At 60.0% G+C, this 26,019-nt stretch carries 23 protein-coding genes; 21 read left to right on the forward strand and 2 right to left on the reverse strand.

Going from position 1 to position 26,019, the window contains the following annotated elements; translation table 11 throughout:
- Positions 1-10: 10 nt before the first annotated feature.
- Complete coding sequence (gene clpS / locus V6F91_RS26640; protein ID WP_011334948.1) at positions 11-394, reverse strand: ATP-dependent Clp protease adapter ClpS; 384 nt, start codon at positions 392-394, stop codon at positions 11-13.
- 224 nt (positions 395-618) lie between these two features.
- Here clpS and V6F91_RS26645 point away from each other — a divergent pair, with 224 nt between their 5' ends.
- Complete coding sequence (locus V6F91_RS26645) at positions 619-975, forward strand: cold shock domain-containing protein (protein ID WP_332769758.1); 357 nt, start codon at positions 619-621, stop codon at positions 973-975.
- Between the two features lie 79 nt (positions 976-1,054).
- Here V6F91_RS26645 and icd read toward each other — a convergent pair whose 3' ends face one another.
- On the reverse strand, positions 1,055-2,311 hold the full coding sequence (gene icd / locus V6F91_RS26650; RefSeq protein ID WP_090284351.1) for an NADP-dependent isocitrate dehydrogenase: 1,257 nt from the start codon (positions 2,309-2,311) through the stop codon (positions 1,055-1,057).
- Between the two features lie 481 nt (positions 2,312-2,792).
- Here icd and V6F91_RS26655 point away from each other — a divergent pair, with 481 nt between their 5' ends.
- From V6F91_RS26655 to nuoL, 20 genes are all read left to right on the forward strand, one after another.
- Entirely contained in the window at positions 2,793-5,018 is a 2,226-nt protein-coding gene (locus V6F91_RS26655) for an NADP-dependent isocitrate dehydrogenase (protein WP_332769761.1), read from the forward strand.
- A 198-nt stretch (positions 5,019-5,216) separates the two neighbouring features.
- Positions 5,217-5,663 (forward strand): NUDIX hydrolase, encoded by a 447-nt coding sequence (locus tag V6F91_RS26660; protein ID WP_332769763.1) that lies wholly within the window; start codon positions 5,217-5,219, stop codon positions 5,661-5,663.
- A gap of 59 nt (positions 5,664-5,722) precedes the next feature.
- Positions 5,723-6,847 (forward strand): tRNA 2-thiouridine(34) synthase MnmA, encoded by a 1,125-nt coding sequence (mnmA, locus tag V6F91_RS26665; protein WP_332769765.1) that lies wholly within the window; start codon positions 5,723-5,725, stop codon positions 6,845-6,847.
- Complete coding sequence (gene hflD, locus V6F91_RS26670) at positions 6,844-7,467, forward strand: high frequency lysogenization protein HflD (protein ID WP_090284360.1); 624 nt, start codon at positions 6,844-6,846, stop codon at positions 7,465-7,467. The genes mnmA and hflD overlap by 4 nt, the downstream gene beginning before the upstream one ends.
- A 126-nt stretch (positions 7,468-7,593) precedes the next feature.
- A complete protein-coding gene (gene purB, locus V6F91_RS26675) occupies positions 7,594-8,964 on the forward strand; it encodes an adenylosuccinate lyase (protein WP_003223822.1) in 1,371 nt (456 codons plus the stop codon).
- 86 nt (positions 8,965-9,050) lie between these two features.
- Positions 9,051-10,220 carry a cupin domain-containing protein gene (locus V6F91_RS26680; protein ID WP_332769768.1) on the forward strand — a complete coding sequence of 390 codons (1,170 nt, stop codon included), beginning with the start codon at positions 9,051-9,053 and terminating at the stop codon, positions 10,218-10,220.
- Positions 10,213-10,638 (forward strand): GNAT family N-acetyltransferase, encoded by a 426-nt coding sequence (locus V6F91_RS26685; protein ID WP_332769770.1) that lies wholly within the window; start codon positions 10,213-10,215, stop codon positions 10,636-10,638. Before V6F91_RS26680 ends, V6F91_RS26685 begins: the two co-directional genes overlap by 8 nt.
- Before the next feature lie 243 nt (positions 10,639-10,881).
- Positions 10,882-11,643, forward strand: a complete 762-nt coding sequence (locus V6F91_RS26690; RefSeq protein WP_332769772.1) for a secretin N-terminal domain-containing protein — start codon at positions 10,882-10,884, stop codon at positions 11,641-11,643.
- A gap of 474 nt (positions 11,644-12,117) precedes the next feature.
- Positions 12,118-13,443, forward strand: a complete 1,326-nt coding sequence (aceA, locus tag V6F91_RS26695) for an isocitrate lyase (RefSeq protein ID WP_016775277.1) — start codon at positions 12,118-12,120, stop codon at positions 13,441-13,443.
- Positions 13,444-14,091: 648 nt separating this feature from the next.
- Positions 14,092-14,505 carry an NADH-quinone oxidoreductase subunit A gene (locus V6F91_RS26705; RefSeq protein ID WP_003223812.1) on the forward strand — a complete coding sequence of 138 codons (414 nt, stop codon included), beginning with the start codon at positions 14,092-14,094 and terminating at the stop codon, positions 14,503-14,505.
- A gap of 10 nt (positions 14,506-14,515) precedes the next feature.
- Positions 14,516-15,190, forward strand: a complete 675-nt coding sequence (locus V6F91_RS26710; protein WP_016775278.1) for a NuoB/complex I 20 kDa subunit family protein — start codon at positions 14,516-14,518, stop codon at positions 15,188-15,190.
- A 69-nt stretch (positions 15,191-15,259) separates the two neighbouring features.
- Positions 15,260-17,044, forward strand: a complete 1,785-nt coding sequence (nuoC, locus tag V6F91_RS26715) for an NADH-quinone oxidoreductase subunit C/D (protein WP_332769776.1) — start codon at positions 15,260-15,262, stop codon at positions 17,042-17,044.
- Positions 17,045-17,046: 2 nt separating this feature from the next.
- Positions 17,047-17,544: an NADH-quinone oxidoreductase subunit NuoE gene (nuoE, locus tag V6F91_RS26720; protein WP_003223804.1), complete on the forward strand. Its 498-nt coding sequence runs from the start codon at positions 17,047-17,049 to the stop codon at positions 17,542-17,544.
- Positions 17,541-18,896, forward strand: coding sequence for an NADH-quinone oxidoreductase subunit NuoF (gene nuoF, locus V6F91_RS26725; RefSeq protein ID WP_064363636.1), 1,356 nt, complete (start codon positions 17,541-17,543; stop codon positions 18,894-18,896). Before nuoE ends, nuoF begins: the two co-directional genes overlap by 4 nt.
- 136 nt (positions 18,897-19,032) lie before the next feature.
- The gene (gene nuoG / locus V6F91_RS26730; RefSeq protein ID WP_332769781.1) at positions 19,033-21,747 is read left to right on the forward strand and encodes an NADH-quinone oxidoreductase subunit NuoG; all 2,715 of its coding nucleotides are present in this window, start codon (positions 19,033-19,035) and stop codon (positions 21,745-21,747) included.
- The gene (gene nuoH, locus V6F91_RS26735) at positions 21,744-22,751 is read left to right on the forward strand and encodes an NADH-quinone oxidoreductase subunit NuoH (RefSeq protein ID WP_039763316.1); all 1,008 of its coding nucleotides are present in this window, start codon (positions 21,744-21,746) and stop codon (positions 22,749-22,751) included. Before nuoG ends, nuoH begins: the two co-directional genes overlap by 4 nt.
- A gap of 11 nt (positions 22,752-22,762) precedes the next feature.
- Positions 22,763-23,311, forward strand: coding sequence for an NADH-quinone oxidoreductase subunit NuoI (nuoI, locus tag V6F91_RS26740; RefSeq protein ID WP_016775283.1), 549 nt, complete (start codon positions 22,763-22,765; stop codon positions 23,309-23,311).
- A 9-nt stretch (positions 23,312-23,320) separates the two neighbouring features.
- The gene (gene nuoJ / locus V6F91_RS26745; protein WP_090284375.1) at positions 23,321-23,821 is read left to right on the forward strand and encodes an NADH-quinone oxidoreductase subunit J; all 501 of its coding nucleotides are present in this window, start codon (positions 23,321-23,323) and stop codon (positions 23,819-23,821) included.
- Between the two features lie 3 nt (positions 23,822-23,824).
- Complete coding sequence (gene nuoK, locus V6F91_RS26750) at positions 23,825-24,133, forward strand: NADH-quinone oxidoreductase subunit NuoK (protein ID WP_003180046.1); 309 nt, start codon at positions 23,825-23,827, stop codon at positions 24,131-24,133.
- Positions 24,130-25,983, forward strand: coding sequence for an NADH-quinone oxidoreductase subunit L (gene nuoL / locus V6F91_RS26755; protein WP_332769787.1), 1,854 nt, complete (start codon positions 24,130-24,132; stop codon positions 25,981-25,983). Before nuoK ends, nuoL begins: the two co-directional genes overlap by 4 nt.
- Positions 25,984-26,019: the final 36 nt, after the last annotated feature.

The following is a 26,019-nucleotide window of genomic DNA, read 5'->3' on the forward strand; positions in this document are numbered from 1 at the left end:
TGGTCGGCGATTAACCGTCCTTCTCGATTTCACAGAGTAGCGGATGCTGGCTTTCCCTGGCGTACTGGTTGACCTGCATGGCCTTTGTCTCGGCGATGTCGCGGGTAAACACTCCACATACTGCTCGTCCTTCTGTATGGACGGCCAGCATGACCTTGGTCGCCAGCTCGCGATTCAGGTTAAAAAACACCTCGAGCACTTCGACGACGAAATCCATCGGTGTGTAGTCATCGTTGAACAAAACCACCTTGTACATCGGCGGTGCCTGTAATGCAGGCTTTGCTTCCTGAACAGCAACGCCTGCCGAATCGTCGTCGTGCTCCTGTGGAAGATCCTTTTGGAGAAGCGGGCGATCCTGATTGAATGTTAGTCGAATCTGGCTGATTGCATGCATGGAAAGAAAGGTTCGTCAGTTGTGCAAATACAGTGGTGGGGGCGGTTGCCTGCGTTTTCAACTCCGACTGCCCGGTCACCTTGACTATCGGGAAAACGGTGTTACAACCAATAGAGCCCACAGTGGGTAAAAAAGATCCGCGGAGTCAATTCTTTTATCGAATTCGATTGCGGATGAACGGGATGATACTCCAGCGATGGAGACTGGTGCAGAGGGATTTGGGTATGTCAGGCGGCAAGGTCAATGACAAGATAGACGACAAGGCCAATGATAAGGCCAAAGTCAAAGGCAATTTCAGCGGCACGGTGAAATGGTTCAACAATGCCAAGGGATTCGGCTTTATCAATACCGACGCCCACCAAGGCCGCGACGAGGATGGCAAGGACATTGATTTCTTTGCGCATTACTCAGCCATCGAAATGGAAGGCTACAAAACCTTGAAAGCCGGACAAGCCGTATATTTCAATATCGTTCAGGGCCCAAAAGGATTGCACGCCCACGATATAACGGACAAGGCATCCGTTGACGCCGCCGCAGCTGCAGCCGCCGCAACCAGCATGCGCACCAGTGTAGTGGGCTGAGCCCGCGACTCAAGGCATTCGGTTATAAAGAACCGCCGAACTCACAGATCGAGATCGGCGGTTTTTGTGTATCCGCGTTTTACATATGCGAAATCAACGCATCCCCAAAGCCCGAAGACGAAACCAGCTTGGCCCCATCCATCAAGCGTTCGAAATCATACGTCACAGTCTTCGCCCCAATCGCACCGTTGGTGCCCTTGATGATCAGATCTGCCGCTTCGGTCCAGCCCATATGGCGCAGCATCATTTCTGCCGAGAGAATCAGCGAACCGGGGTTGACCTGATCCTTGCCGGCGTATTTCGGCGCGGTACCGTGGGTCGCCTCGAACATCGCCACGGTGTCGGACAGGTTGGCGCCCGGCGCAATGCCGATGCCGCCCACTTCTGCCGCCAGGGCGTCGGACAGGTAGTCGCCGTTAAGGTTAAGGGTCGCGATCACATCGTATTCGGCCGGACGCAGCAGGATCTGCTGGAGCATGGCGTCGGCGATGGCATCCTTGACCACTACGTTCTTGCCGGTTTTCGGGTTCTTGAACTGCATCCACGGACCGCCGTCGAGCAGGGTCGCGCCGAATTCTTCCGCCGCCACCTCGTAGGCCCATTCCTTGAAGGCACCTTCGGTGAACTTCATGATGTTGCCTTTGTGCACGATGGTCAGCGAATCGCGATCGTTATCGACCACATATTGCAGGGCCTTGCGCGCCAGACGCTTGGTGCCTTCGCGGGAAACCGGCTTGACGCCGATGCCGCAGTTTTCGTCGAAACGGATCTTGGTGACGCCCATTTCTTCTTTAAGGAATTTGATCACCTTGGTGGCTTCCGGCGAACCGGCTTTCCACTCGATGCCTGCATAGATGTCTTCGGAGTTCTCACGGAAGATGGTCATGTCGACGTCGCCGGGCTTTTTCACCGGGCTAGGCACGCCTTCGAACCAGCGCACCGGGCGCAGGCAGACGTAGAGGTCGAGTTGCTGGCGCAGGGCGACGTTCAGCGAGCGGATGCCGCCACCGACCGGCGTGGTCAGCGGGCCCTTGATGGAAACGACGTAATCCTTGACCGCGTCGAGGGTTTCCTGCGGCAGCCAGGTGTCCTGGTCATAAACCTGGGTGGCTTTTTCCCCGGCGTAGACTTCCATCCAGGAAATCTTGCGCTTGCCGCCGTAGGCCTTTTCAACAGCAGCATCGACAACCTTGATCATCACCGGACTGATGTCGACACCAATGCCGTCACCTTCGATGAAGGGGATGACCGGGTTATCAGGAACATTGAGAGAATGGTCTGCATTGACGGTGATTTTGTCGCCGACGGCTGGAACCTGAATCTTCTTGTAACCCATGCTGAACTCCATTGTTTGGATTGAACACCTGGCTTGCTTCGAGCGTAACCCAGTTGAATCAACACGCAAACCCTATGTTCCGCCGCCGCGCACATCTCGTTTCGTACAAGCCTGAAAGCAAAGGGAAAAGCGCCAAACTCCAGCATTCGTAACGAGTCTTTGCCCACCGCTGCCCTGCGACCTTTAGACCAATGGACGAGAATCGTTGCATATGAACCATCGGCAGATTGCCAGCTACCTATGTATAATGCCGCCCGCTGACCACAGGGTCACGACGGCTGGCCTCTCTAGCACGAGACTTTCCGCCTGATTGGTCGGGTTGTTACCGCAGCCTGACTGCTTGACGCTCTACTGATGCACCCAACATCACCGCGAAGAATCTCGACATTCGGTTCATGGATGACTTTGAACGAACGCGCTTACCCGGCGCCCCTCGAGTTTCTGCGCACGCTTTAGCAAAGAAGAGAGAGTTAATCCGAATATGCCCACCCGCTCGAAGATCATCTATACCTTCACCGACGAAGCTCCTGCCCTCGCCACCTATTCCCTGCTGCCGATCATCGAGGCTTACACCGCCTCGGCCGATATCGCCGTGGAAACCCGCGATATCTCTCTTGCAGCGCGCATTCTGGCAAGCTTCCCCGAGCAACTGGGCGACAAAGCCGTAGCCGACCACCTCGCCGAACTGGGCGAACTGGCCGTTACGCCTGAAGCCAACATCATCAAGCTGCCGAACATCAGCGCTTCGGTGCCACAACTGCAAGCCGCGATCAAAGAGCTGCAGGCGCAGGGCTACAACCTGCCGGACTACCCGGAAACCGTGACCAGCGACGCCGACAAAGACGCCAAGGCGCGTTACGACAAGGTCAAGGGCAGCGCCGTGAACCCGGTTCTGCGTGAAGGCAACTCCGACCGCCGCGCTCCGCTGTCGGTGAAGAACTACGCGCGCAAGCACCCGCACAAAATGGGCGCCTGGGCCAAAGACTCCAAGTCCCACGTCGCTCACATGAGCACCGGCGATTTCTACGGCAGCGAAAAAGCTGCCCTGATCGACGCCGCTGACGCTGTGAAGATCGAACTGATCGCCAAGGACGGTACTGCGACCGTTCTGAAAGAAAAAACCACCGTTCAGGCTGGCGAAATTCTCGACTGCGCCGTGATGAGCAAAAACGCCCTGCGTGCGTTCATCGCTGCTGAAATCGAAAGCGCCAAGGCCCAGGGCGTACTGCTCTCGGTACACCTGAAAGCGACCATGATGAAGGTCTCCGACCCGATCATGTTCGGCCAGATCGTTGCCGAGTACTACAAAGACGCACTGAGCAAGAATGCTGACGTGCTGGCCGAAATCGGCTTCAACCTGAACAACGGCATCGGCGACCTGTACGCGCGCATCAAAGCGCTGCCGGCCGAGCAGCAAGCGCAGATCGAAGCCGACATGGCTGCTGTCTACGCTGTGCGTCCGGCGCTGGCGATGGTCAACTCCGACAAGGGCATCACCAACCTGCACGTGCCGAGCGACGTTATCGTCGACGCCTCGATGCCAGCGATGATCCGTGACTCCGGCAAGATGTGGGGCACTGACGGTCAGTTGCATGACACCAAGGCAGTGATCCCGGATCGTTGCTATGCAACCATCTACCAGGCTGTGATCGAAGACTGCAAAGCCAATGGCGCGTTCGATCCGACCACCATGGGCAGCGTGCCGAACGTCGGTCTGATGGCGAAGAAAGCCGAAGAGTACGGCTCGCACGACAAGACCTTCCAGATCAAGGCTGACGGCGTGGTTCGCGTCACCGACAGCAAAGGCACCGTGCTGATGGAGCAGGCCGTTGAAGCCGGCGACATCTTCCGCATGTGCCAGACCAAAGACGCGCCGATCCAGGACTGGGTCAAACTGGCCGTCAACCGTGCGCGCGCAAGCGCAACTCCAGCGATCTTCTGGCTCGACCCGATGCGCGCTCACGACGGCGTGGTGATCGAGAAGGTTCAGGCCTACCTGAAGGATCACGACACCGCCGGTCTGGACATCCAGATCATGGCGCCGGTCGATGCCATGAAGTACACCCTGCAGCGCACCCGCGAAGGCAAGGACACCATTTCGGTGACCGGCAACGTACTGCGTGACTACCTGACCGACCTGTTCCCGATCATGGAACTGGGCACCAGCGCCAAGATGCTGTCGATCGTGCCGCTGATGAACGGCGGTGGTCTGTTCGAAACCGGCGCTGGCGGTTCGGCACCCAAGCACGTGCAGCAACTGGTTGAAGAAAACTTCCTGCGCTGGGATTCGCTGGGTGAGTTCCTCGCCCTCGCCGCTTCCCTCGAGCATCTGGGTGTGAACTACAACAACCCGAAAGCACTGGTGCTGTCGAAAACTCTGGATCAGGCCACCGGCCAGTTCCTCGACAACAACAAGTCGCCATCGCGCAAAGTCGGCAACATCGACAACCGCGGCAGCCACTTCTACCTGGCGATGTACTGGGCTCAGGCCCTGGCTGCCCAGACTGAAGACGCTGCACTGCAAGCGCAGTTCGCGACTCTGGCCAAAACCCTGACCGAGAACGAAGCAACCATCGTTGCCGAGCTCAACGCCGTGCAGGGCAAGCCAGTCGACATCGGCGGTTACTACCACGCCGACGCCGAGCTGATCAGCAACGCCATGCGCCCAAGCGCAACCTTCAACGCGGCGATTGCTGCGCTGGTTTAAGGTTGTAGTGCGGTAAACAGACCCCGGCCTTGTGCCGGGGTTTGTGTTTCCAGACACAATACAAATCCCCTGTAGGAGTGAGCCTGCTCGCGATAGCGGTATACCATTCACCATTAATGGCGACTGATGCACCGCTATCGCGAGCAGGCTCACTCCTACAGGGGATTGGGTTTCACACTTCAAGATTGAGGATGATTTATGGAATGGCTGCCCCACATCACCGTCGCCACCATCGTCGAGGACAACGGTCGCTTCCTGATGGTGGAAGAACACAAGGCCGGGCGCAATGTGCTCAACCAGCCCGCCGGGCATCTCGATCCGGATGAAACCCTGATCGACGCGGCGATTCGCGAAACCCTCGAAGAAACCGGCTGGGATGTCGAACCCATCGGCGTCATCGGTATTTATCTGTACACCGCGCCGAGCAACGGCGTGACTTACCAGCGCGTGTGCTTCAGCGCCAAAGCCGTCAAACATCACCCGGACTATCAGCTTGACGACGGCATCCTCGGCGCCAAGTGGCTGAGCCGCGACGAATTATTGGCCCAGCGGGACAACTGGCGCAGCGAGTTGATCATGCGCTGCATCGACGATTATCTGGCCGGTCATCACTTCAGCCTCGAACTGATCCGCCCTTCCCTTTAGCCTTGCGGCCGCGAGCCTGCTAGAATCGCGCCCTTTTCCAAGACACTCATTGAATCCCTATGCGTGATCCAGCCCCTTCTGACACATCCAAGAAGCGCGTCATTGTCGGCATGTCCGGCGGCGTGGACTCTTCCGTTTCCGCTCTCCTGCTGATCGAGCAGGGGTATGAAGTGGAAGGCCTGTTCATGAAGAACTGGGAAGAAGACGACGGAACGGAATACTGCACCGCCATGGACGACCTGGCGGATGCTCAGGCTGTCTGCGACAAGATCGGCATCAAGCTGCACACCGCAAACTTCGCCGCCGAGTACTGGGACAACGTGTTCGAGCACTTTCTGGCCGAATACAAGGCCGGACGCACGCCGAACCCGGACATCCTGTGCAACCGCGAGATCAAGTTCAAGGCGTTCCTCGACTACGCGATGATGCTTGGCGCCGACCTGATCGCCACCGGCCACTACGTGCGCCGCCGCGACATCGATGGCCGCACCGAATTGCTCAAGGGCCTCGATCCGAACAAGGATCAGAGCTACTTCCTGCACGCCGTGGGCGGCGAACAGATCGCCAAGACCCTGTTTCCGGTCGGCGAGCTGGAGAAGCCCGAAGTGCGCGCGATTGCCGAGAAATACGAGCTGGCGACCGCCAAGAAGAAGGATTCCACCGGGATCTGCTTCATCGGCGAGCGGCGCTTCAGCGACTTCCTCAAGCAATACCTGCCGGCGCAACCGGGCGAGATCAAAACCACCGAAGGCGAAGTCATCGGCCGTCACCACGGCTTGATGTACCACACCATCGGTCAGCGCCAGGGCCTGGGCATCGGCGGCTTGAAAGACGCCGGCGATGAACCGTGGTACGTGCTGCGCAAGGACCTGGACGTCAACGAGCTGATCGTCGGCCAGGGCAACAACCATCCGCGGCTGTTCTCCGGCGCCCTGCTCGCTTCGGACATTTATTGGGTCAACCCGATCGACCTGAGCCAGCCGCTGCGCCTGACCGCCAAAGTGCGTTATCGCCAGAGCGATCAGGCCTGCACCCTGGAGAAAACCGCCAACGGCTATCGCGCCGTGTTCGACGAACCGCAACGCGCGGTGACGCCGGGCCAATCGGTGGTGTTCTATGACGGTGAAATCTGCCTCGGCGGCGGCGTGATCGAAGTCGCCGAGCCGTGGAGCGGCCAGGCATGAGCCCGACTCAGGAGCAACTGACGGCGCTCGGCGGTGTGTTTCTCGCTGCCGTGCTGGTTGATCGCATCGCCAAGACCGGGCAGACCAACGAAGCTGGCCTGAGCTGCATGCTTGGCAGCCTGCTGGTGCGCGACCCGAAAGACACGCTGGACGTGTACGGCGGCGACGACATCAATCTGCGCGAAGGTTATCGGGCGCTGATTGGCGCACTGGAACGCGACCCCAGCACGTTGCAGCGCGAGCCGTTGCGTTACGCGTTGTCGATGCTCGGTCTGGAGCGTCAGCTGGCCAAGCGCGACGACATGCTCGACACCATCAGCAAGCGTTTGCCGCAGATCCAGTCGCAGGTCGAACACTTCGGTCCGGCCCACGAAAACGTCGTGGCTGCTTGCGGCGCGCTGTATCAGGACACCTTGAGCACCTTACGCCAACGCATTCAGGTGCACGGCGACATGCGCAACCTGCAGCAACCGAGCAACGCCTCGAAGATTCGCGCGCTGCTGTTGGCGGGGATCCGTTCGGCGCGCCTGTGGCGTCAGCTTGGCGGGCATCGCTGGCAGCTGGTGATCAGCCGCCGCAAGCTGCTCAAGGAGCTGTATCCGCTGATGCGCAGCGAGTAAGCGCCGCGTAATACCAGTTTTGTAGTCTGTAACGCGTAATACGCCGGTCAGTTGGCGACGGACCGGCGGATTTTTTCATGTATGATACGCGCCCCATTTCGTTGCCCGACTGTCCGAGAACACCCCATGCAGCTCTCTTCGCTCACTGCGGTTTCCCCTGTTGACGGCCGCTACGCCGGCAAAACCCAGGCCCTGCGCCCGATTTTCAGCGAGTACGGCCTGATCCGTGCCCGCGTTCTGGTTGAAGTGCGCTGGCTCCAGCGCCTGGCCGCCCACGCCGGTATCCCTGAAGTGCCGGCCTTCTCCGCCGAGGCCAACGCCGTTCTCAATGAACTGGCTGAAAACTTCTCGCTGGAGCACGCCGAGCGCGTCAAAGAGATCGAGCGCACCACCAACCACGACGTCAAGGCGATCGAATACCTGCTCAAGGAGCAGGCGGCAAAACTGCCGGAGCTGGCCAAGGTCAGCGAGTTCATTCACTTTGCCTGCACCAGCGAAGACATCAACAACCTGTCCCACGCGCTGATGCTGCGTGAAGGCCGTGACGACGTGATGCTGCCGCTGATGCGCCAGACTGCCAACGCCATCCGCGAACTGGCCATCCGTTTCGCCGACGTGCCGATGCTGTCGCGCACCCACGGCCAACCAGCCTCCCCGACCACTCTGGGCAAAGAGCTGGCCAACGTGGTTTACCGTCTCGAGCGCCAGATTGCTCAGGTCGCTGCCGTACCGCTGCTGGGCAAGATCAACGGCGCTGTCGGCAACTACAACGCGCACCTGTCGGCCTACCCGCAGATCGACTGGGAAGCCAATGCCCGCGCCTTCATCGAAGACGAGCTGGGCCTGGGCTTCAACCCGTACACCACGCAGATCGAACCGCACGACTACATCGCCGAGCTGTTCGACGCGATCGCGCGCTTCAACACCATTCTGATCGACTTCGACCGTGACATCTGGGGCTACATCTCCCTGGGTTATTTCAAGCAGCGCACCATCGCTGGCGAAATCGGTTCGTCGACCATGCCGCACAAGGTCAACCCGATCGACTTCGAAAACTCCGAAGGCAACCTGGGCATCGCCAACGCATTGTTCCAGCACCTGGCGAGCAAACTGCCGATCTCCCGCTGGCAGCGTGACCTGACCGACTCCACCGTTCTGCGCAACCTCGGTGTCGGCTTCGCCCACAGCGTGATCGCCTACGAAGCCAGCCTCAAAGGCATCAGCAAACTCGAACTCAACGAGCAGAAGATTGCCGCTGACCTCGACGCCTGCTGGGAAGTGCTGGCCGAGCCGATCCAGACCGTAATGCGCCGCTACAACATCGAAAACCCGTACGAAAAGCTGAAAGAACTGACCCGCGGCAAGGGCATCAGCCCTGAAGCGCTGCAGACTTTCATCGATGGCCTGGACATGCCAGCCGAAGCGAAAGCCGAGCTCAAGCAACTGACCCCGGCCAACTACATCGGCAACGCTGTGGCACAAGCCAAACGCATCTGATCGACCGTTTGCCCCGTTCAAGACGCCCGGCCGCGCCGGGCGTTTTTATTCCCGTCTGAAAAGTGCTTTTTTTCAATAGGTTACATATGAATTCCGACATTCCTCTTCAACTTCTGGGCGGCCTCACGGCACGCGAATTCCTGCGCGACTACTGGCAGAAAAAACCGCTGCTGATCCGTCAGGCGATTCCTGACTTCGAAAGCCCGATCGATGCCGACGAACTGGCCGGCCTCGCCCTGGAAGAAGAAGTCGAATCGCGCCTGGTCATTGAGCACGGCGAGCGTCCATGGGAACTGCGTCGCGGCCCGTTCGCCGAAGACGAGTTCAGCAAACTGCCGGAAAAAGAGTGGACCCTGCTGGTGCAAGCGGTCGACCAGTTCGTCCCCGAAGTCAGCGAATTGCTGGAAAACTTCCGCTTTCTGCCGAGCTGGCGCGTCGACGACGTGATGATCAGCTTCGCCGCTCCCGGTGGCAGCGTTGGCCCGCACTTCGATAACTACGACGTCTTCCTGCTGCAAGGTCACGGCAAGCGCAACTGGAAAATCGGCCAGATGTGCGATTCCGAGAGCCCGCTGCTGCAACACGCCGACCTGCGCATCCTCGCCGAATTCGAACAGACCGAAGAATGGGTCCTGGAACCGGGCGACATGCTGTACCTGCCGCCGCGTCTGGCTCACTGCGGCGTTGCGGTCGACAACTGCATGACCTACTCGGTCGGCTTCCGCGCGCCGAGCGCTGCTGAAGTGCTGACCCACTTCACCGACTTCCTCAGCCAGTTCCTGACTGACGAAGAGCGCTACACCGACGCCGATGCCAAGCCGGCCGCTGATCCGCACCAGATTCAGCACGATGCGCTGGACCGCCTGAAGAGCCTGCTCGCTGAGCACATGAGCGACGAGCGCCTGCTGCTGACCTGGTTCGGCCAGTACATGACCGAGCCGCGCTACCCGGAACTGGTGGTCGGCCCGGAAGACGTCGAGGAGGAAGATTTCCTCGCCGCCCTGCAGGACGGCGCCGTGCTGATTCGCAACCCGAGCGCGCGTCTGGCCTGGTCGGAAGTCGATGACGACCTGCTGCTGTTCGCCAGCGGCCAGAGCCGTTATCTGCCGGGCAAACTGCGCGAACTGCTGAAGCTGATCTGCGCCGCTGACGCCCTGCACACCGACAACCTCGGTGACTGGCTGAACGACGAAGACGGTCGCAGCCTGCTCTGCGAACTGGTCAAGCAAGGTAGCCTGGGGTTCGCCGATGAATAAAATTCGCGTTCGTGTCGCAGACTGGCAGAAGGACATCGCCGAGATCCGGCGCATTCGTGAAACGGTGTTCATCGCCGAACAATCCGTACCACCGGAGCTGGAGTGGGATTCGGATGACCAGGATGCCGTGCATTTTCTGGCCTTCGAAGGCGACTTCCCAATCGGCACTGCGCGATTGTTGCCCGACGGGCACATCGGCCGCGTTTCCGTGCTGAAAGACTGGCGAGGGATGAAGGTCGGCGACGCTCTGATGCAAGCGGTCATCGCCGAAGCCGAAGCACGCGGCCTGAAGCAGCAAATGCTCAGCGCGCAGGTGCAGGCCACGGCGTTCTACGAGCGCCTCGGCTTCAGCCTGGTCAGTGAGGAATTTCTCGAAGCCGGGATTCCGCATGTCGACATGGTTCGGCATTCGGCCTGAGACCGCAGCGCGGCCTTCGCGAGCAGGCTCGCCCCCACAAGGGATCTCCAGCGGACACGATATTTGTGTCAGGCAGAGATCCAATGTGGGAGCGAGCTTGCTCGCGAAGAGGCCCTCGATAACACCACAAAACGCCCCGACATCAACCGATGCCGGGGCGTTTTGCTGTCTACGATTCAACTTGCCCCACCCCTGGCCGACAAACTGGCAATATCAAGCCTTTCGAACGCGGAGATAACGGACATGTCCCTACGCACCCTGCTCACCACCCTGCTGCTTGGCTGCAGCTTTTCGGTGCTGGCAGCCACCGAAATCGTGCCGCTCAATTACCGCACCAGCGCCGACATGCTGCCGATGGCGCAGGATTTTCTCGGCAAGGACGGTCAGGTCAGCGCCTATGGTAATCAACTGATCATCAAGGCCGAACCGGACAAGATTCAGGAGCTCAAGGCACTCATCGGCCAGCTAGACACGGCGCCCAAGCGCCTGCTGATCACCGTCGACACCAATGAAAACAATGGCCGGGGCGACGAAGGTTATTCAGTCAACGGCGCCCAGCCGAACCAGACCCGGATCATCAGCCGCAGTACGACCAGCCGCGAAGGCGGCGTGCAGCAAGTACAGGCCACCGACGGCATGCCGGCGCTGATCCAGGTCGGACAAAGCGTGCCGATCACCAACGTTCAGAGCGATTCGTACGGCGGATACAACAGCCAGACCCAATACCGCAACGTCACCCAGGGTTTCTACGTGACCGCCAGCGTCACCGGCGACATCGTCCATCTGGCTATCAGTACCAATCGTGACCGCATGAGCCAGGAACGTCCCGATGTAGTGAACGTGCAAAGCACCGACACAACCGTCAGCGGACGCCTCGGTGAATGGATCACCCTGGCCGGCGTCAATCGCCAGACCCTAGCCGATAAACAGGGCCTGACCCGCAGCTACTCGACTCAAGGCCGGGATGATATGACCCTGCGGGTGAAAGTCGACGCACTGGACTAAAGCACCGAAAACTGACTGATTAGTCGTATCAGACGAAAGATGTAGTGCTCGAAAAAAAGCACTACAAAACGTTTGACGCGAAAAAAAAGCGAAGGCATGATGGCCTCGCTCCCGCTAATCAGGGGCCCTGGCAAGGGCCTTCGAAGCGCCGCCCGCACCTACCCCGCGAGCCGTTTCGTGTCTGTACCGCCCACAAGGTGTGTTTGACGAGGTTGCCGACTGGAACGAAGTTGTCCCGAGGGACGGAAGCGTATTTAGGTAACCCGGCTTCACGCTGCAGACCGCATAAAGGCCCACGACGCCGGAATGCGCCCGCACCGCGCCACTACCTGCTCACTTCCCCTCGAGCCCATCGTTCATCCCGTCGCCTACCCCGCCGAATCCGACTTGACCACCTAAGCTTCTGGTCAGCGAGCGCAGGAATTTTCCACCGCAGAACAACTTTTCAATAAAGACGCGACGAGGTTTATCTCCATGGCACTGACACGCGAACAGCAAATTGCAGCCCTCGAAAAAGACTGGGCTGAGAACCCGCGCTGGAAAGGCGTGACACGCACTTACTCCGCTGCTGACGTGGTCCGTCTGCGTGGCTCGGTCCAGCCTGAGCACACCTTTGCGAAGATGGGCGCCGAGAAGCTGTGGAACCTGGTCACCCAGGGTGCCAAGCCGTCCTTCCGTCCTGAGAAAGATTTCGTCAACTGCATGGGCGCCCTGACCGGTGGCCAGGCTGTTCAGCAGGTCAAAGCCGGTATCCAGGCGATCTACCTGTCGGGCTGGCAAGTGGCTGCGGACAACAACTCCGCAGAATCGATGTACCCGGACCAGTCGCTGTACCCGGTGGACTCGGTGCCGACTGTGGTCAAGCGCATCAACAACTCGTTCCGTCGTGCCGACCAGATCCAGTGGAAAGCCGGCAAGAACCCGGGCGACGACGGCTACATCGACTACTTCGCGCCGATCGTGGCGGACGCTGAAGCCGGTTTCGGCGGCGTACTGAACGCCTACGAACTGATGAAGAGCATGATCGAAGCAGGCGCCGCCGGCGTTCACTTCGAAGACCAGCTGGCTTCGGTTAAAAAATGCGGCCACATGGGCGGCAAGGTACTGGTGCCGACCCAGGAAGCTGTACAGAAGCTGACCGCTGCTCGCCTGGCGGCTGACGTTGCCGGCACACCGACCATCATTCTGGCCCGCACCGACGCCAACGCGGCCGACCTGCTGACTTCCGACTGCGACCCGTACGACCAGCCGTTCGTGACCGGCGAGCGCACCCAGGAAGGTTTCTACAAGGTTCGCGCCGGTCTGGACCAGGCGATTGCCCGTGGCCTGGCTTATGCGCCGTACGCCGACCTGATCTGGTGTGAAACCGCCAAGCCGGATCTGGAAGAAGCCCGTCGCTTCGCTGAAGCGATCAAGAAGGAATACCCGGACCAACTGCTGTCGTACAACTGCTCGCCTTCCTTCAACTGGAAGAAAAACCTCGACGACGCGACCATCGCCAAGTTCCAGCGCGAGCTGTCCGCCATGGGCTATAAGCACCAGTTCATCACCCTGGCCGGCATTCACAACATGTGGCACAGCATGTTCAACCTGGCGCACGACTACGCCCGCAACGACATGACTGCCTACGTGAAGCTGCAGGAGCAGGAATTCGCTGACGCCGCCAAGGGTTACACCTTCGTTGCGCACCAGCAGGAAGTGGGCACCGGCTACTTCGACGACATGACCACCGTGATCCAGGGCGGCTCGTCCTCGGTGACCGCGCTGACCGGTTCGACCGAAGAAGAACAGTTCCACTGATTCAGCTTCACCTGAGCAAACGGCCTTTGCGGATCGAATAAAAAGCTAACCGCAGAGCCGCAAGACTGATGCCCCGACTGGTTCGGGGCGTTTTTTTTGCCTGAGACAATCTCCCAAACGCCACACCCCCCCCTGTGGGAGCGAGCTTGCTCGCGAAGGCGTCATGTCAGTCACTATCCCTGGCGAATGATGAACCGCATTCGCGAGCAAGCTCGCTCCCACAGGGTCGGGGGTGATCGCGAATCAAAACATTGATCCAGAGCGGTACATCCGTCAGAAATTTCCGCTAAAACGGTAGGCTTCGCTACTTGCAGTAACGTGCAAGTAAGACAACTTTCCAGCCCCTCACTCGTTAAACAGTTACAAAACCACCCCAAACGATATCAATTATCATTTAGCGGCAACTATGTTCGTTACAAACCCTACAAAACATAATTGATGGAAACCCGGCTAATGCCCGCAACGCATGGGCCGCAGCGCCTTCAGCAGACGCTATGTCCTTAATCCGGTAAATAATTTCGCCATTGGAATTTTACTTGCCGGGTGTTTAGCCATAAAATCAGCCCGATTGATTGCTGCGACATATCGTCACTGCCTTATTTCTTTATCAAGCTCAGAGACCTTTGCTCTCTGTTAAGGATTACCAGCATGCCCGAAGCGACAGGACTCATGGCCCACAACTGGGGCTTTGCCATTTTCCTTCTGGGTGTCGTCGGCCTCTGCGCCTTCATGCTTGGCGTCTCCAGCCTCCTTGGGTCAAAAGCCTGGGGTCGCAGCAAAAACGAACCGTTCGAGTCGGGCATGCTACCTACCGGTGGCGCCCGCTTGCGGCTCTCAGCCAAATTCTATCTGGTCGCGATGCTCTTCGTGATCTTCGATATCGAAGCCCTCTTTCTCTTTGCATGGTCTGTGTCCGTCCGCGAAAGCGGCTGGACCGGATTCGTCGAAGCTCTCGTTTTCATAGCAATTCTGTTGGCAGGTCTTGTCTACCTGTTCCGAGTGGGCGCCCTTGACTGGGCTCCGGAAGCTCGTCGCAAGCGGCAGGCGAAGCTGAAACAATGAGGCTTTGGCAATGCAATACAATCTCACCAGGATCGACCCCGATGCTCCTAACGAGCAGTATCCGATTGGCCAGCGGGAAACCGTTGCCGATCCGTTAGAAGATCAAGTCCACAAAAACATTTTCATGGGCAAGCTGGAAGACGTGCTGAGTGGCGCGGTCAACTGGGGGCGTAAAAACTCCCTGTGGCCGTACAACTTCGGCCTGTCGTGCTGTTACGTGGAAATGACCACCGCCTTCACGGCGCCCCACGACATCGCGCGCTTTGGCGCCGAAGTGATCCGGGCCTCGCCGCGTCAGGCTGACTTCATGGTTATCGCCGGTACCTGCTTCATCAAGATGGCGCCGATCATTCAGCGTCTCTACGAGCAGATGCTCGAACCGAAATGGGTAATTTCCATGGGTTCGTGCGCCAACTCCGGTGGCATGTACGACATCTACTCCGTGGTTCAAGGCGTGGACAAGTTCCTGCCCGTGGACGTCTACGTACCTGGCTGCCCGCCCCGTCCGGAAGCATTTCTGCAAGGCTTGATGCTGTTGCAGGAATCGATTGGACAGGAGCGTCGTCCGCTTTCCTGGGTCGTTGGTGATCAAGGCGTGTATCGCGCCGACATGCCTTCGCAGAAGGAACAGCGCCGCGAACAGCGAATCGCAGTCACCAACCTGCGCAGCCCTGACGAAGTCTGATCCAGATCTGTTCTTAGTAACGAGAAGCTGGCTTCATTCTTTACGTTGACCGAAAGCGAAAAAATAACCATGACTACAGGCAGTGCTCTGTACATCCCGCCTTACAAGGCAGACGACCAGGATGTGGTCGTCGAATTGAACAACCGCTTTGGCGCCGAAGCGTTCACCGCTCAGGCAACCCGCACCGGCATGCCGGTGCTGTGGGTGAACCGCGCCAAGCTGGTTGAAGTCCTGACTTTCCTGCGCAACCTGCCCAAGCCGTACGTCATGCTCTATGACCTGCACGGCGTGGACGAGCGTCTGCGCACCAAGCGTCAAGGGCTGCCGACCGGCGCCGATTTCACCGTGTTCTATCACCTCATGTCGCTGGAGCGTAATAGTGACGTGATGATCAAGGTCGCCTTGTCCGAAGGCGACCTCAGCATGCCTTCCGTCACCAGCATCTGGCCGAACGCCAACTGGTACGAGCGTGAAGTCTGGGACATGTTCGGCATCGACTTCAAAGGCCATCCGCACCTGTCGCGCATCATGATGCCGCCGACCTGGGAAGGTCACCCGCTGCGCAAGGACTTCCCGGCGCGCGCCACCGAATTCGATCCGTTCAGCCTCAACCTCGCCAAGCAGCAGCTTGAGGAAGAAGCCGCGCGTTTCCGCCCTGAAGACTGGGGCATGAAGCGTTCCGGCGCGAACGAGGACTACATGTTCCTCAACCTCGGCCCGAACCACCCTTCGGCGCACGGTGCGTTCCGCATCATTCTGCAGCTGGACGGTGAAGAGATCGTCGATTGCGTCCCGGACATCGGTTACCACCACCGTGGCGCCGAGAAGATGGGCGAGCGTCAGTCCTGGCACAGCTACATTCCGTACACCGACCGCATCGACTACCTCGGCGGCGTGATGAACAACCTGCCGTACGTGCTCTCGGTCGAGAAGCTGGCCGGCATCAAGGTGCCGCAGAAGGTCGACGTCATCCGCATCATGATGGCCGAGTTCTTCCGGATCACCAGCCACCTGCTGTTCCTGGGTACCTACATCCAGGACGTCGGCGCGATGACCCCGGTGTTCTTCACCTTCACCGACCGCCAGAAGGCGTACACGGTGATCGAAGCGATCACCGGTTTCCGTCTGCACCCGGCCTGGTACCGCATCGGCGGCGTTGCCCACGATCTGCCGCGCGGCTGGGAAAAACTGGTCAAGGATTTCGTCGAGTGGATGCCCAAGCGTCTGGACGAATACACCAAGGCTGCGTTGCAGAACAGCATCCTCAAGGGTCGTACCGTCGGCGTCGCTGCCTACAACACCAAAGAAGCCCTGGAATGGGGCGTCACCGGTGCCGGCCTGCGTTCGACCGGTTGCGATTTCGACCTGCGTAAAGCGCGTCCGTACTCGGGCTACGAGAACTTCGAATTCGAAGTGCCGCTGGCCGTCAACGGCGATGCCTACGACCGCTGCATGGTTCGCGTCGAAGAGATGCGCCAGAGCATCAAGATCATCGACCAGTGCATGCGCAACATGCCGGAAGGCCCGTACAAGGCGGATCACCCGCTGACCACGCCGCCGCCCAAAGAGCGCACGCTGCAGCACATCGAAACCCTGATCACGCACTTCCTGCAGGTTTCGTGGGGCCCGGTGATGCCGGCCAACGAATCCTTCCAGATGATCGAAGCGACCAAGGGCATCAACAGTTATTACCTGACGAGCGACGGCGGCACCATGAGCTACCGTACCCGGATCCGCACTCCGAGCTTCCCGCACCTGCAGCAGATCCCTTCGGTGATCAAAGGCAGCATGGTCGCGGACTTGATTGCGTACCTGGGTAGTATCGACTTCGTTATGGCCGACGTGGACCGCTAAGCATGAACAGCACGCTTATCCAGACAGACCGTTTCACCTTGAGTGAAACCGAGCGCTCGGCCATCGAGCACGAGCTGCATCACTACGAAGACCCGCGCGCGGCGTCGATCGAAGCCCTGAAGATCGTTCAGAAGGAACGCGGCTGGGTGCCGGATGGCGCCCTGTACGCGATCGGCGAAATCCTCGGCATCCCGGCCAGCGACGTTGAAGGCGTGGCGACGTTCTATAGCCAGATCTTCCGTCAACCGGTCGGGCGCCACATCATTCGCGTCTGCGACAGCATGGTCTGCTACATCGGCGGCCACGAATCGGTGGTCAGCGAAATCCAGAACAATCTGGGCATCGGCCTGGGTCAGACCACCGCCGACGGTCGTTTCACCCTGCTGCCTGTCTGCTGCCTCGGCAACTGCGACAAGGCACCGGCGCTGATGATCGACGACGACACCTTTGGCGACGTCCAGCCTGCTGGCGTGGCCAAACTGCTCGAGGGCTACGTATGACCCTGACATCTTTCGGTCCTGCCAACCGCATTCAGCGCTCGGCCGAGACTCACCCGCTGACCTGGCGTCTGCGCGATGACGGCGAAGCCGTATGGCTCGACGAGTACCAGGCCAAGAACGGTTACGCCGCTGCGCGCAAAGCCTTCGCCGACATGGATCAGGACGCCATCGTCCAGACCGTGAAAGACGCCGGCCTCAAAGGTCGCGGCGGTGCAGGCTTCCCCACTGGCGTGAAGTGGGGCCTGATGCCCAAGGACGAATCCATCAACATCCGCTACCTGCTGTGCAACGCGGATGAAATGGAACCGAACACCTGGAAAGACCGCATGCTGATGGAGCAACTGCCCCATCTGCTGATCGAAGGCATGCTGATCAGTGCTCGCGCGCTGAAAACCTACCGTGGCTACATCTTCCTGCGCGGTGAATACACCACCGCCGCCAAGCACCTCAACCGTGCCGTGGAAGAAGCCAAGGCAGCGGGCCTGCTGGGCAAGAACATTCTGGGCAGCGGTTTCGATTTCGAGCTGTTCGTCCACACTGGCGCCGGGCGTTACATCTGCGGTGAAGAAACCGCACTGATCAACTCCCTCGAAGGTCGCCGCGCCAACCCGCGCTCCAAGCCGCCCTTCCCTGCCGCCGTCGGCGTGTGGGGCAAGCCGACCTGCGTGAACAACGTCGAAACCCTGTGCAACGTGCCGGCGATCATCGCCGACGGCGTTGACTGGTACAAATCGTTGGCTCGCGAAGGCAGCGAAGACATGGGCACCAAGCTCATGGGCTTCTCCGGCAAGGTCAAGAACCCGGGCCTGTGGGAACTGCCATTCGGCGTCACCGGTCGCGAGTTGTTCGAAGACTACGCCGGCGGCATGCGCGACGGCTTCAAGCTCAAGGCCTGGCAGCCAGGTGGCGCCGGTACCGGTTTCCTCCTGCCGGAACACCTCGACGCACAAATGTACGCCGGCGGCATCGCTAAGGTCGGCACCCGTATGGGTACCGGTCTGGCGATGGCGGTGGACGACAGCGTCAACATGGTCTCGCTGCTGCGCAACATGGAGCAGTTCTTCGCGCGCGAATCCTGCGGGTTCTGCACCCCTTGCCGTGACGGTCTGCCATGGAGCGTCAAGCTGCTGATGGCCATCGAACAGGGCAAGGGTCAGCCAGGCGACATCGAGACCCTGCTGGGTCTGGTCGGTTTCCTCGGTCCGGGCAAGACCTTCTGTGCTCACGCACCGGGTGCCGTGGAGCCATTGGGCAGTGCCATCAAATACTTCCGTCCAGAGTTCGAAGCCGGTATCGCGCCTGTCAGCGCCGCCGTCCCGCCTCTGGCAAGGCCGATCGTAGTCGGCGCGTAAACGCTTAAAAAGGCGAAGGGTCCGTGCCCTTCGCCTTTCGTCCGATGACGCCTTTCGGGGCTGACTGGATTCGGACGCATAACAAGATTCCATTAGCCACGCCCGCTGACACCGGGCCAACGAAGACCTTTGAACCATGGCCACTATCCACGTAGACGGCAAAGCGCTCGAAGTCGACGGGGCAGACAACCTGTTACAGGCATGTCTGTCGCTGGGCCTCGACATTCCCTATTTCTGCTGGCACCCCGCGCTTGGTAGCGTCGGGGCCTGCCGCCAGTGCGCGGTCAAGCAGTACACCGACGAGAACGACACCCGTGGTCGCATCGTCATGTCCTGCATGACGCCTGCCACCGACAACACCTGGATCTCCATCGACGATGAAGAATCCAAGGCGTTCCGCGCCAGCGTTGTCGAATGGCTGATGACCAACCACCCGCATGACTGCCCGGTGTGCGAGGAAGGTGGTCACTGCCACCTGCAAGACATGACCGTGATGACCGGCCACAACGAGCGCCGTTATCGCTTCAGCAAACGCACCCACCAGAACCAGCAACTGGGCCCGTTCATTTCCCACGAAATGAACCGCTGCATCGCCTGCTACCGCTGCGTGCGTTTCTACAAGGACTACGCTGGCGGCACCGACCTCGGTGTATTCGGCGCCCACGACAACGTGTACTTCGGGCGCGTTGAAGACGGCACCCTCGAAAGCGAGTTCTCCGGTAACCTCACCGAGGTGTGCCCGACCGGTGTGTTCACCGACAAGACTCACTCCGAGCGCTACAACCGTAAATGGGACATGCAGTTCGCCCCAAGCATCTGCCATGGCTGCTCGAGCGGCTGCAACATCTCGCCGGGCGAGCGTTACGGTGAACTGCGTCGCATCGAAAACCGTTTCAACGGTTCGGTGAACCAGTACTTCCTCTGCGACCGTGGCCGTTTCGGTTATGGCTACGTCAACCGCACCGATCGCCCACGTCAGCCGCTGCTGGCCGACGGCACCAAGCTGAGCCTCGACGACGCGCTGGATAAAGCCGCCGACCTGCTGCGCGGCCGCAACATCGTTGGTATCGGTTCGCCGCGTGCCAGCCTCGAAAGCAACTACGCGTTGCGCGAACTGGTCGGCGCCGAACACTTCTACTCCGGTATCGAAGCCTGCGAACTGGAGCGCATCCGTCTGGTTCTGCAGGTGTTGAAAGACAGCCCGCTGCCGGTGCCGAACATGCGCGACATCGAAGATCACGATGCGATCTTCGTTCTCGGCGAAGACCTGACCCAGACCGCCGCGCGTATGGCGCTGGCCCTGCGTCAGTCGGTCAAGGGCAAGGCTGAAGACATGGCCGAAGCCATGCGCGTCCAGCCTTGGCTCGACGCCGCTGTGAAGAACATCGGTCAGCACGCGCTGAACCCGCTGTTCATCGCCAGCCTCGCTGAAACCAAACTCGACGACGTCGCCGAAGAATGCGTACACGCCGCTCCCGACGATCTGGCACGCATCGGTTTCGCCGTTGCTCACGCTCTGGATGCCAGCGCCCCGGCCGTTGAAGGTCTGGATGCCGAAGCTCTGGAACTGGCTCAGCGCATCGCCGACGCCCTGCTCGCGGCCAAGCGCCCGCTGATCATCGCCGGCACTTCGCTCGGTTCGAAAGCGCTGATCGAAGCGGCAGCGAACATCGCCAAAGCCTTGAAGCTGCGCGAGAAGAACGGTTCGATCAGCCTGATCGTGCCGGAAGCCAACAGCCTCGGCCTGGCCATGCTCGGTGGCGAATCGGTCGACGCCGCGCTGCAAGCGGTCATCGATGGCAAGGCTGACGCGATCGTCGTGCTGGAAAACGATCTGTACACCCGCACCGCCAAGGCCAAGGTCGACGCTGCACTGAACGCTGCGAAAGTGGTGATCGTTGCCGACCATCAGAAAACCGCCACGACCGACCGCGCGCAACTGGTTCTGCCAGCGGCAAGCTTCGCCGAAGGCGACGGTACGCTGGTCAGCCAGGAAGGCCGCGCTCAGCGCTTCTTCCAGGTTTTCGATCCGCAATACCTGGACGCGAGCATCCTCGTTCACGAAGGCTGGCGCTGGCTGCACGCCCTGCGTGCGACCCTGCTGAACCAGCCGATCGACTGGACGCAACTCGACCACGTCACCGCTGCCGTGGCTTCGAGCACCGAACAGCTGGCGCGTATCGTCGATGCCGCACCGTCGGCGGCGTTCCGCATCAAGGGTCTGAAACTCGCGCGTGAGCCGCTACGTTATTCCGGTCGCACCGCGATGCGCGCCGATATCAGCGTCCATGAACCGCGCATGCCGCAAGACCACGACACCGCGTTCGCCTTTTCCATGGAAGGTTACTCGGGCTCTGCCGAACCGCGTCAGCAGGTGCCGTTTGCCTGGTCGCCGGGCTGGAACTCGCCACAAGCGTGGAACAAGTTCCAGGACGAAGTCGGTGGTCACCTGCGTGCTGGCGATCCGGGCACCCGCCTGATCGAAAGCGCTGGCGACTCGCTGAACTGGTTCGCCGCTGCGCCCCGTGCCTTCAACCCGGCGCCGGGTACCTGGCAAGCGGTGCCGTTCTTCCACCTGTTCGGCAGCGAAGAAAACTCTTCGAAAGCCGCCCCTGTGCAAGAGCGCATTCCGGCCCCTTACGTGGCACTGGCGAAATCCGAAGCGGATCGTCTGGGCGTCAACGACGGTGCCCTGCTGAGCCTGAACGTGGCCGGCCAGACCCTGCGTCTGCCGCTGCGCATCAATGAAGAACTGGGCGCCGGTCTGGTGGCACTGCCTGCGGGCATCGCTGGCATTCCACCGGCATTCGCCGGCGTGTCCGTCGACGGTCTGCAGGAGGCAGCGCAATGACCTGGTTCACCCCTGAAGTGATCGATGTGATCCTGACGGTCATCAAAGCCATCGTGATTCTGCTGGCCGTGGTGGTCGCAGGCGCCTTGCTGAGCTTTGTCGAACGTCGCCTGCTGGGCTGGTGGCAGGACCGTTACGGTCCGAACCGCGTAGGCCCGTTCGGCATGTTCCAGATCGCCGCCGACATGCTGAAAATGTTCTTCAAGGAAGACTGGACCCCGCCGTTTGCCGACAAGGTGATCTTCACCCTGGCACCGGTGGTCGCCATGTCGGCCCTGCTGATCGCCTTCGCAATCATCCCGATCACCCCGACCTGGGGCGTGGCGGATCTGAACATCGGCCTGCTGTTCTTCTTCGCCATGGCCGGTCTGTCGGTGTACGCGGTGCTGTTCGCCGGCTGGTCGAGCAACAACAAGTTCGCCCTGCTGGGCAGCTTGCGTGCTTCGGCGCAGACCGTGTCCTACGAAGTGTTCATGGGCCTGGCCCTGATGGGCATCGTGGTTCAGGTCGGCTCGTTCAACATGCGCGACATCGTCGAGTACCAGGCGCAGAACCTGTGGTTCATCATTCCGCAGTTCTTCGGCTTCTGTACCTTCTTCATCGCTGGCGTCGCCGTGACTCACCGTCACCCGTTTGACCAGCCGGAAGCGGAACAGGAACTGGCCGACGGTTACCACATTGAATACGCCGGTATGAAATGGGGCATGTTCTTCGTCGGTGAGTACATCGGCATCATCCTGATCTCGGCGCTGCTGGTCACCCTGTTCTTCGGTGGCTGGCACGGTCCGTTCGGCATCCTGCCGCAACTGTCCTTCGTCTGGTTCGCACTGAAGACCGCGTTCTTCATCATGCTGTTCATCCTGCTGCGCGCTTCCATCCCGCGTCCGCGTTATGACCAGGTGATGGATTTCAGCTGGAAATTCTGCCTGCCACTGACCCTGATCAATTTGCTGGTGACCGCTGCGGTTGTGTTGTTGAACACGCCTGCGGTTGCGGTTCAGTGAGGATTTGACCCATGTTCAAATATATTGGCGACATCGTTAAGGGTACCGGTACCCAGTTGCGCAGCCTGGTCATGGTCTTTGGCCATGGCTTTCGCAAGCGTGACACCCTGCAATACCCTGAAGAACAGGTCTACCTGCCGCCGCGTTACCGTGGCCGCATCGTCCTGACCCGCGACCCCGATGGCGAAGAACGCTGCGTAGCCTGCAACCTGTGCGCCGTGGCGTGCCCGGTGGGATGCATCTCGCTGCAGAAAGCTGAAACCGAAGACGGTCGCTGGTACCCGGACTTCTTCCGTATCAACTTCTCGCGCTGCATTTTCTGCGGTCTCTGCGAGGAAGCCTGCCCGACCACCGCAATCCAGCTGACCCCGGATTTCGAGATGGCCGAGTTCAAACGTCAGGATCTGGTGTACGAGAAAGAAGATCTGCTGATCTCCGGCCCCGGCAAAAACCCTGATTACAACTTCTATCGTGTTGCAGGTATGGCAATCGCTGGCAAGCCGAAAGGCGCTGCGCAGAACGAAGCCGAACCGATCAACGTGAAGAGCTTGCTGCCTTAAGGAAGAACGATGGAATTCGCTTTCTATTTCGCATCGGGTATCGCGGTGGTGTCCACGCTTCGTGTGGTCACCAACACCAACCCTGTGCACGCCCTGCTCTACCTGATCATCTCGTTGATCGCCGTGGCCATGACCTTCTTCGCCCTCGGCGCACCGTTCGCCGGTGTGCTGGAAGTGATCGCCTACGCCGGCGCCATCATGGTGCTGTTCGTGTTCGTGGTGATGATGCTGAACCTGGGCCCGGCCTCGGTTCAGCAGGAACGCACCTGGCTCAAGCCCGGCATCTGGGCAGGACCGGTGATTCTCGCCGGGCTGCTGCTGGCCGAACTGCTGTATGTGCTGTTCGCTCACCAGAGCGGTCAGGCCATCGGCCACACCACCGTAGACGCCAAGGCCGTGGGCATCAGCCTGTTCGGCCCGTATCTGCTGGTGGTCGAACTCGCCTCGATGCTGCTGCTCGCCGCAGCCGTCACGGCGTTCCATTTGGGCCGTAACGAGGCGAAGGAGTAAGACATGCCTGCTATCCCTCTCGAACATGGTTTAGCCGTAGCCGGCATCCTGTTCTGCCTTGGTCTGGTCGGCCTGATGGTCCGCCGCAACATTTTGTTCGTGTTGATGAGCCTGGAAGTGATGATGAACGCCTCTGCCCTGGCCTTCATCGTCGCGGGCGCCCGCTGGGCGCAGCCGGATGGACAGATCATGTTCATCCTGGTGATCAGTCTGGCAGCCGCCGAGGCCAGTATTGGCCTGGCGATCCTGCTGCAACTGTATCGCCGCTTCCACACGCTCGATATCGACGCTGCCAGTGAGATGCGCGGATGAACCTGATCTTTCTGAATTTCGTATTTCCTCTCATCGGTTTCCTGCTGCTGTCGTTCTCCCGTGGACGCTGGTCGGAAAACCTTTCGGCGCTGGTCGGCGTGGGCTCCATTGGCCTGTCGGCGATCGTCACCGCTTACGTCATCTGGCAATTTAACGTCGCGCCTCCCGAAGGCGGTCACTACACCCTGGTGCTGTGGCAGTGGATGGCGGTGGAAGGCTTCAAGCCTGATTTCGCCCTCTACATCGACGGCCTGTCGATCACCATGCTCGGCGTGGTGGTGGGCGTCGGTTTCCTGATCCACCTGTTCGCGTCCTGGTACATGCGCGGCGAAGCGGGCTACTCGCGCTTCTTCTCGTACACCAACCTGTTTATCGCCAGCATGCTGTTCCTGGTGCTCGGCGATAACCTGTTGTTCCTGTACTTCGGCTGGGAAGGCGTGGGCCTGTGCTCGTACCTGTTGATCGGTTTCTACTACAGCAACCGCAACAACGGTAACGCCGCACTCAAGGCCTTCATCGTGACCCGGATCGGTGACGTGTTCATGGCCATCGGCCTGTTCATCCTCTTCCAGCAAGTAGGCACGTTGAACATTCAGGAACTGCTGGTGCTGGCACCGCAGAAATTCCAGGTCGGCGACTTTTGGATCACCCTGGCCACCCTGATGCTGCTCGGTGGTGCGGTCGGTAAATCGGCACAACTGCCGCTGCAAACCTGGCTGGCGGACGCGATGGCCGGCCCGACTCCGGTTTCGGCACTGATCCACGCCGCAACCATGGTTACTGCCGGTGTCTACCTGATCGCCCGTACCCACGGTCTGTTCACCCTGGCGCCGGACATCCTGCACCTGGTCGGCATCGTCGGTGGTGTGACGCTGGTACTGGCGGGTTTCGCCGCGCTGGTGCAGACCGACATCAAACGTATCCTCGCCTACTCGACCATGAGCCAGATCGGCTACATGTTCCTGGCGCTGGGCGTTGGCGCCTGGGAAGGCGCGATTTTCCACCTGATGACCCACGCCTTCTTCAAGGCCCTGCTGTTCCTTGCTTCCGGTGCGGTGATCGTTGCCTGCCACCACGAGCAGAACATCTTCAAGATGGGCGGTCTGTGGAAGAAACTGCCACTGGCCTACGCCAGCTTCATCGTTGGTGGTGCTGCACTGGCCGCGCTGCCACTGGTCACCGCAGGCTTCTACTCCAAGGATGAAATCCTTTGGGAAGCGTTCGCCAGCGGCAACCACGGTCTGCTCTACGCCGGTCTGGTCGGTGCGTTCATGACGTCGCTGTACACCTTCCGCCTAATCTTCATCACGTTCCACGGTGAAGCCAAGACCGAAGCCCACGCCGGCCACGGCATCGCACACTGGCTGCCCCTGTCGGTGCTGATCGTGCTGTCGACTTTCGTCGGCGCGATGATCGTCCCGCCACTGCACGGCGTTCTGCCAGAAAGCGTCGGCCACGCCGGTGGCGAAGCCAAGCACAGTCTGGAAATCGCCTCGGGCGCCATCGCCCTGGCCGGTATCCTGCTGGCGGCCCTGCTGTTCCTCGGCAAGCGTCGTTTCGTCACGGCGATCGCCAACAGCGGCATCGGCCGTTTCCTTTCGGCCTGGTGGTTCGCTGCCTGGGGCTTCGACTGGATCTACGACAAACTGTTCGTCAAGCCGTACCTTGCGATCAGCCATGCACTGCGCAAAGACCCGCTCGACCAGACCATCGGTCTGATCCCGCGTATGGCCAAGGGTGGTCACACCGCCCTGAGCCGTACCGAGACCGGTCAACTGCGTTGGTATGCCGCCTCGATGGCTGCTGGTGCCGTGCTGGTAATCGGCGCCATCGTGCTGGTAGCGGTCTGATATGAACCTTGCGAATTTGCGAAAGGAAACGAGCCC

Origin of the sequence: Pseudomonas koreensis, from assembly GCF_036668835.1 — a bacterium.
In the GTDB taxonomy this organism is placed as follows: Bacteria; Pseudomonadota; Gammaproteobacteria; order Pseudomonadales; family Pseudomonadaceae; genus Aquipseudomonas; species Aquipseudomonas koreensis_I.

Bases quoted from the DNA above. Each gene is read 5' to 3' on its own strand.
- clpS (WP_011334948.1), bottom strand. From the start codon at position 394: ATGCATGCAATCAGCCAGATTCGACTAACATTCAATCAGGATCGCCCG.
- V6F91_RS26645 (WP_332769758.1), top strand. From the start codon at position 619: ATGTCAGGCGGCAAGGTCAATGACAAGATAGACGACAAGGCCAATGAT.
- icd (WP_090284351.1), bottom strand. From the start codon at position 2,311: ATGGGTTACAAGAAGATTCAGGTTCCAGCCGTCGGCGACAAAATCACC.
- V6F91_RS26655 (WP_332769761.1), top strand. From the start codon at position 2,793: ATGCCCACCCGCTCGAAGATCATCTATACCTTCACCGACGAAGCTCCT.
- V6F91_RS26660 (WP_332769763.1), top strand. From the start codon at position 5,217: ATGGAATGGCTGCCCCACATCACCGTCGCCACCATCGTCGAGGACAAC.
- mnmA (WP_332769765.1), top strand. From the start codon at position 5,723: ATGCGTGATCCAGCCCCTTCTGACACATCCAAGAAGCGCGTCATTGTC.
- hflD (WP_090284360.1), top strand. From the start codon at position 6,844: ATGAGCCCGACTCAGGAGCAACTGACGGCGCTCGGCGGTGTGTTTCTC.
- purB (WP_003223822.1), top strand. From the start codon at position 7,594: ATGCAGCTCTCTTCGCTCACTGCGGTTTCCCCTGTTGACGGCCGCTAC.
- V6F91_RS26680 (WP_332769768.1), top strand. From the start codon at position 9,051: ATGAATTCCGACATTCCTCTTCAACTTCTGGGCGGCCTCACGGCACGC.
- V6F91_RS26685 (WP_332769770.1), top strand. From the start codon at position 10,213: ATGAATAAAATTCGCGTTCGTGTCGCAGACTGGCAGAAGGACATCGCC.
- V6F91_RS26690 (WP_332769772.1), top strand. From the start codon at position 10,882: ATGTCCCTACGCACCCTGCTCACCACCCTGCTGCTTGGCTGCAGCTTT.
- aceA (WP_016775277.1), top strand. From the start codon at position 12,118: ATGGCACTGACACGCGAACAGCAAATTGCAGCCCTCGAAAAAGACTGG.
- V6F91_RS26705 (WP_003223812.1), top strand. From the start codon at position 14,092: ATGCCCGAAGCGACAGGACTCATGGCCCACAACTGGGGCTTTGCCATT.
- V6F91_RS26710 (WP_016775278.1), top strand. From the start codon at position 14,516: ATGCAATACAATCTCACCAGGATCGACCCCGATGCTCCTAACGAGCAG.
- nuoC (WP_332769776.1), top strand. From the start codon at position 15,260: ATGACTACAGGCAGTGCTCTGTACATCCCGCCTTACAAGGCAGACGAC.
- nuoE (WP_003223804.1), top strand. From the start codon at position 17,047: ATGAACAGCACGCTTATCCAGACAGACCGTTTCACCTTGAGTGAAACC.
- nuoF (WP_064363636.1), top strand. From the start codon at position 17,541: ATGACCCTGACATCTTTCGGTCCTGCCAACCGCATTCAGCGCTCGGCC.
- nuoG (WP_332769781.1), top strand. From the start codon at position 19,033: ATGGCCACTATCCACGTAGACGGCAAAGCGCTCGAAGTCGACGGGGCA.
- nuoH (WP_039763316.1), top strand. From the start codon at position 21,744: ATGACCTGGTTCACCCCTGAAGTGATCGATGTGATCCTGACGGTCATC.
- nuoI (WP_016775283.1), top strand. From the start codon at position 22,763: ATGTTCAAATATATTGGCGACATCGTTAAGGGTACCGGTACCCAGTTG.
- nuoJ (WP_090284375.1), top strand. From the start codon at position 23,321: ATGGAATTCGCTTTCTATTTCGCATCGGGTATCGCGGTGGTGTCCACG.
- nuoK (WP_003180046.1), top strand. From the start codon at position 23,825: ATGCCTGCTATCCCTCTCGAACATGGTTTAGCCGTAGCCGGCATCCTG.
- nuoL (WP_332769787.1), top strand. From the start codon at position 24,130: ATGAACCTGATCTTTCTGAATTTCGTATTTCCTCTCATCGGTTTCCTG.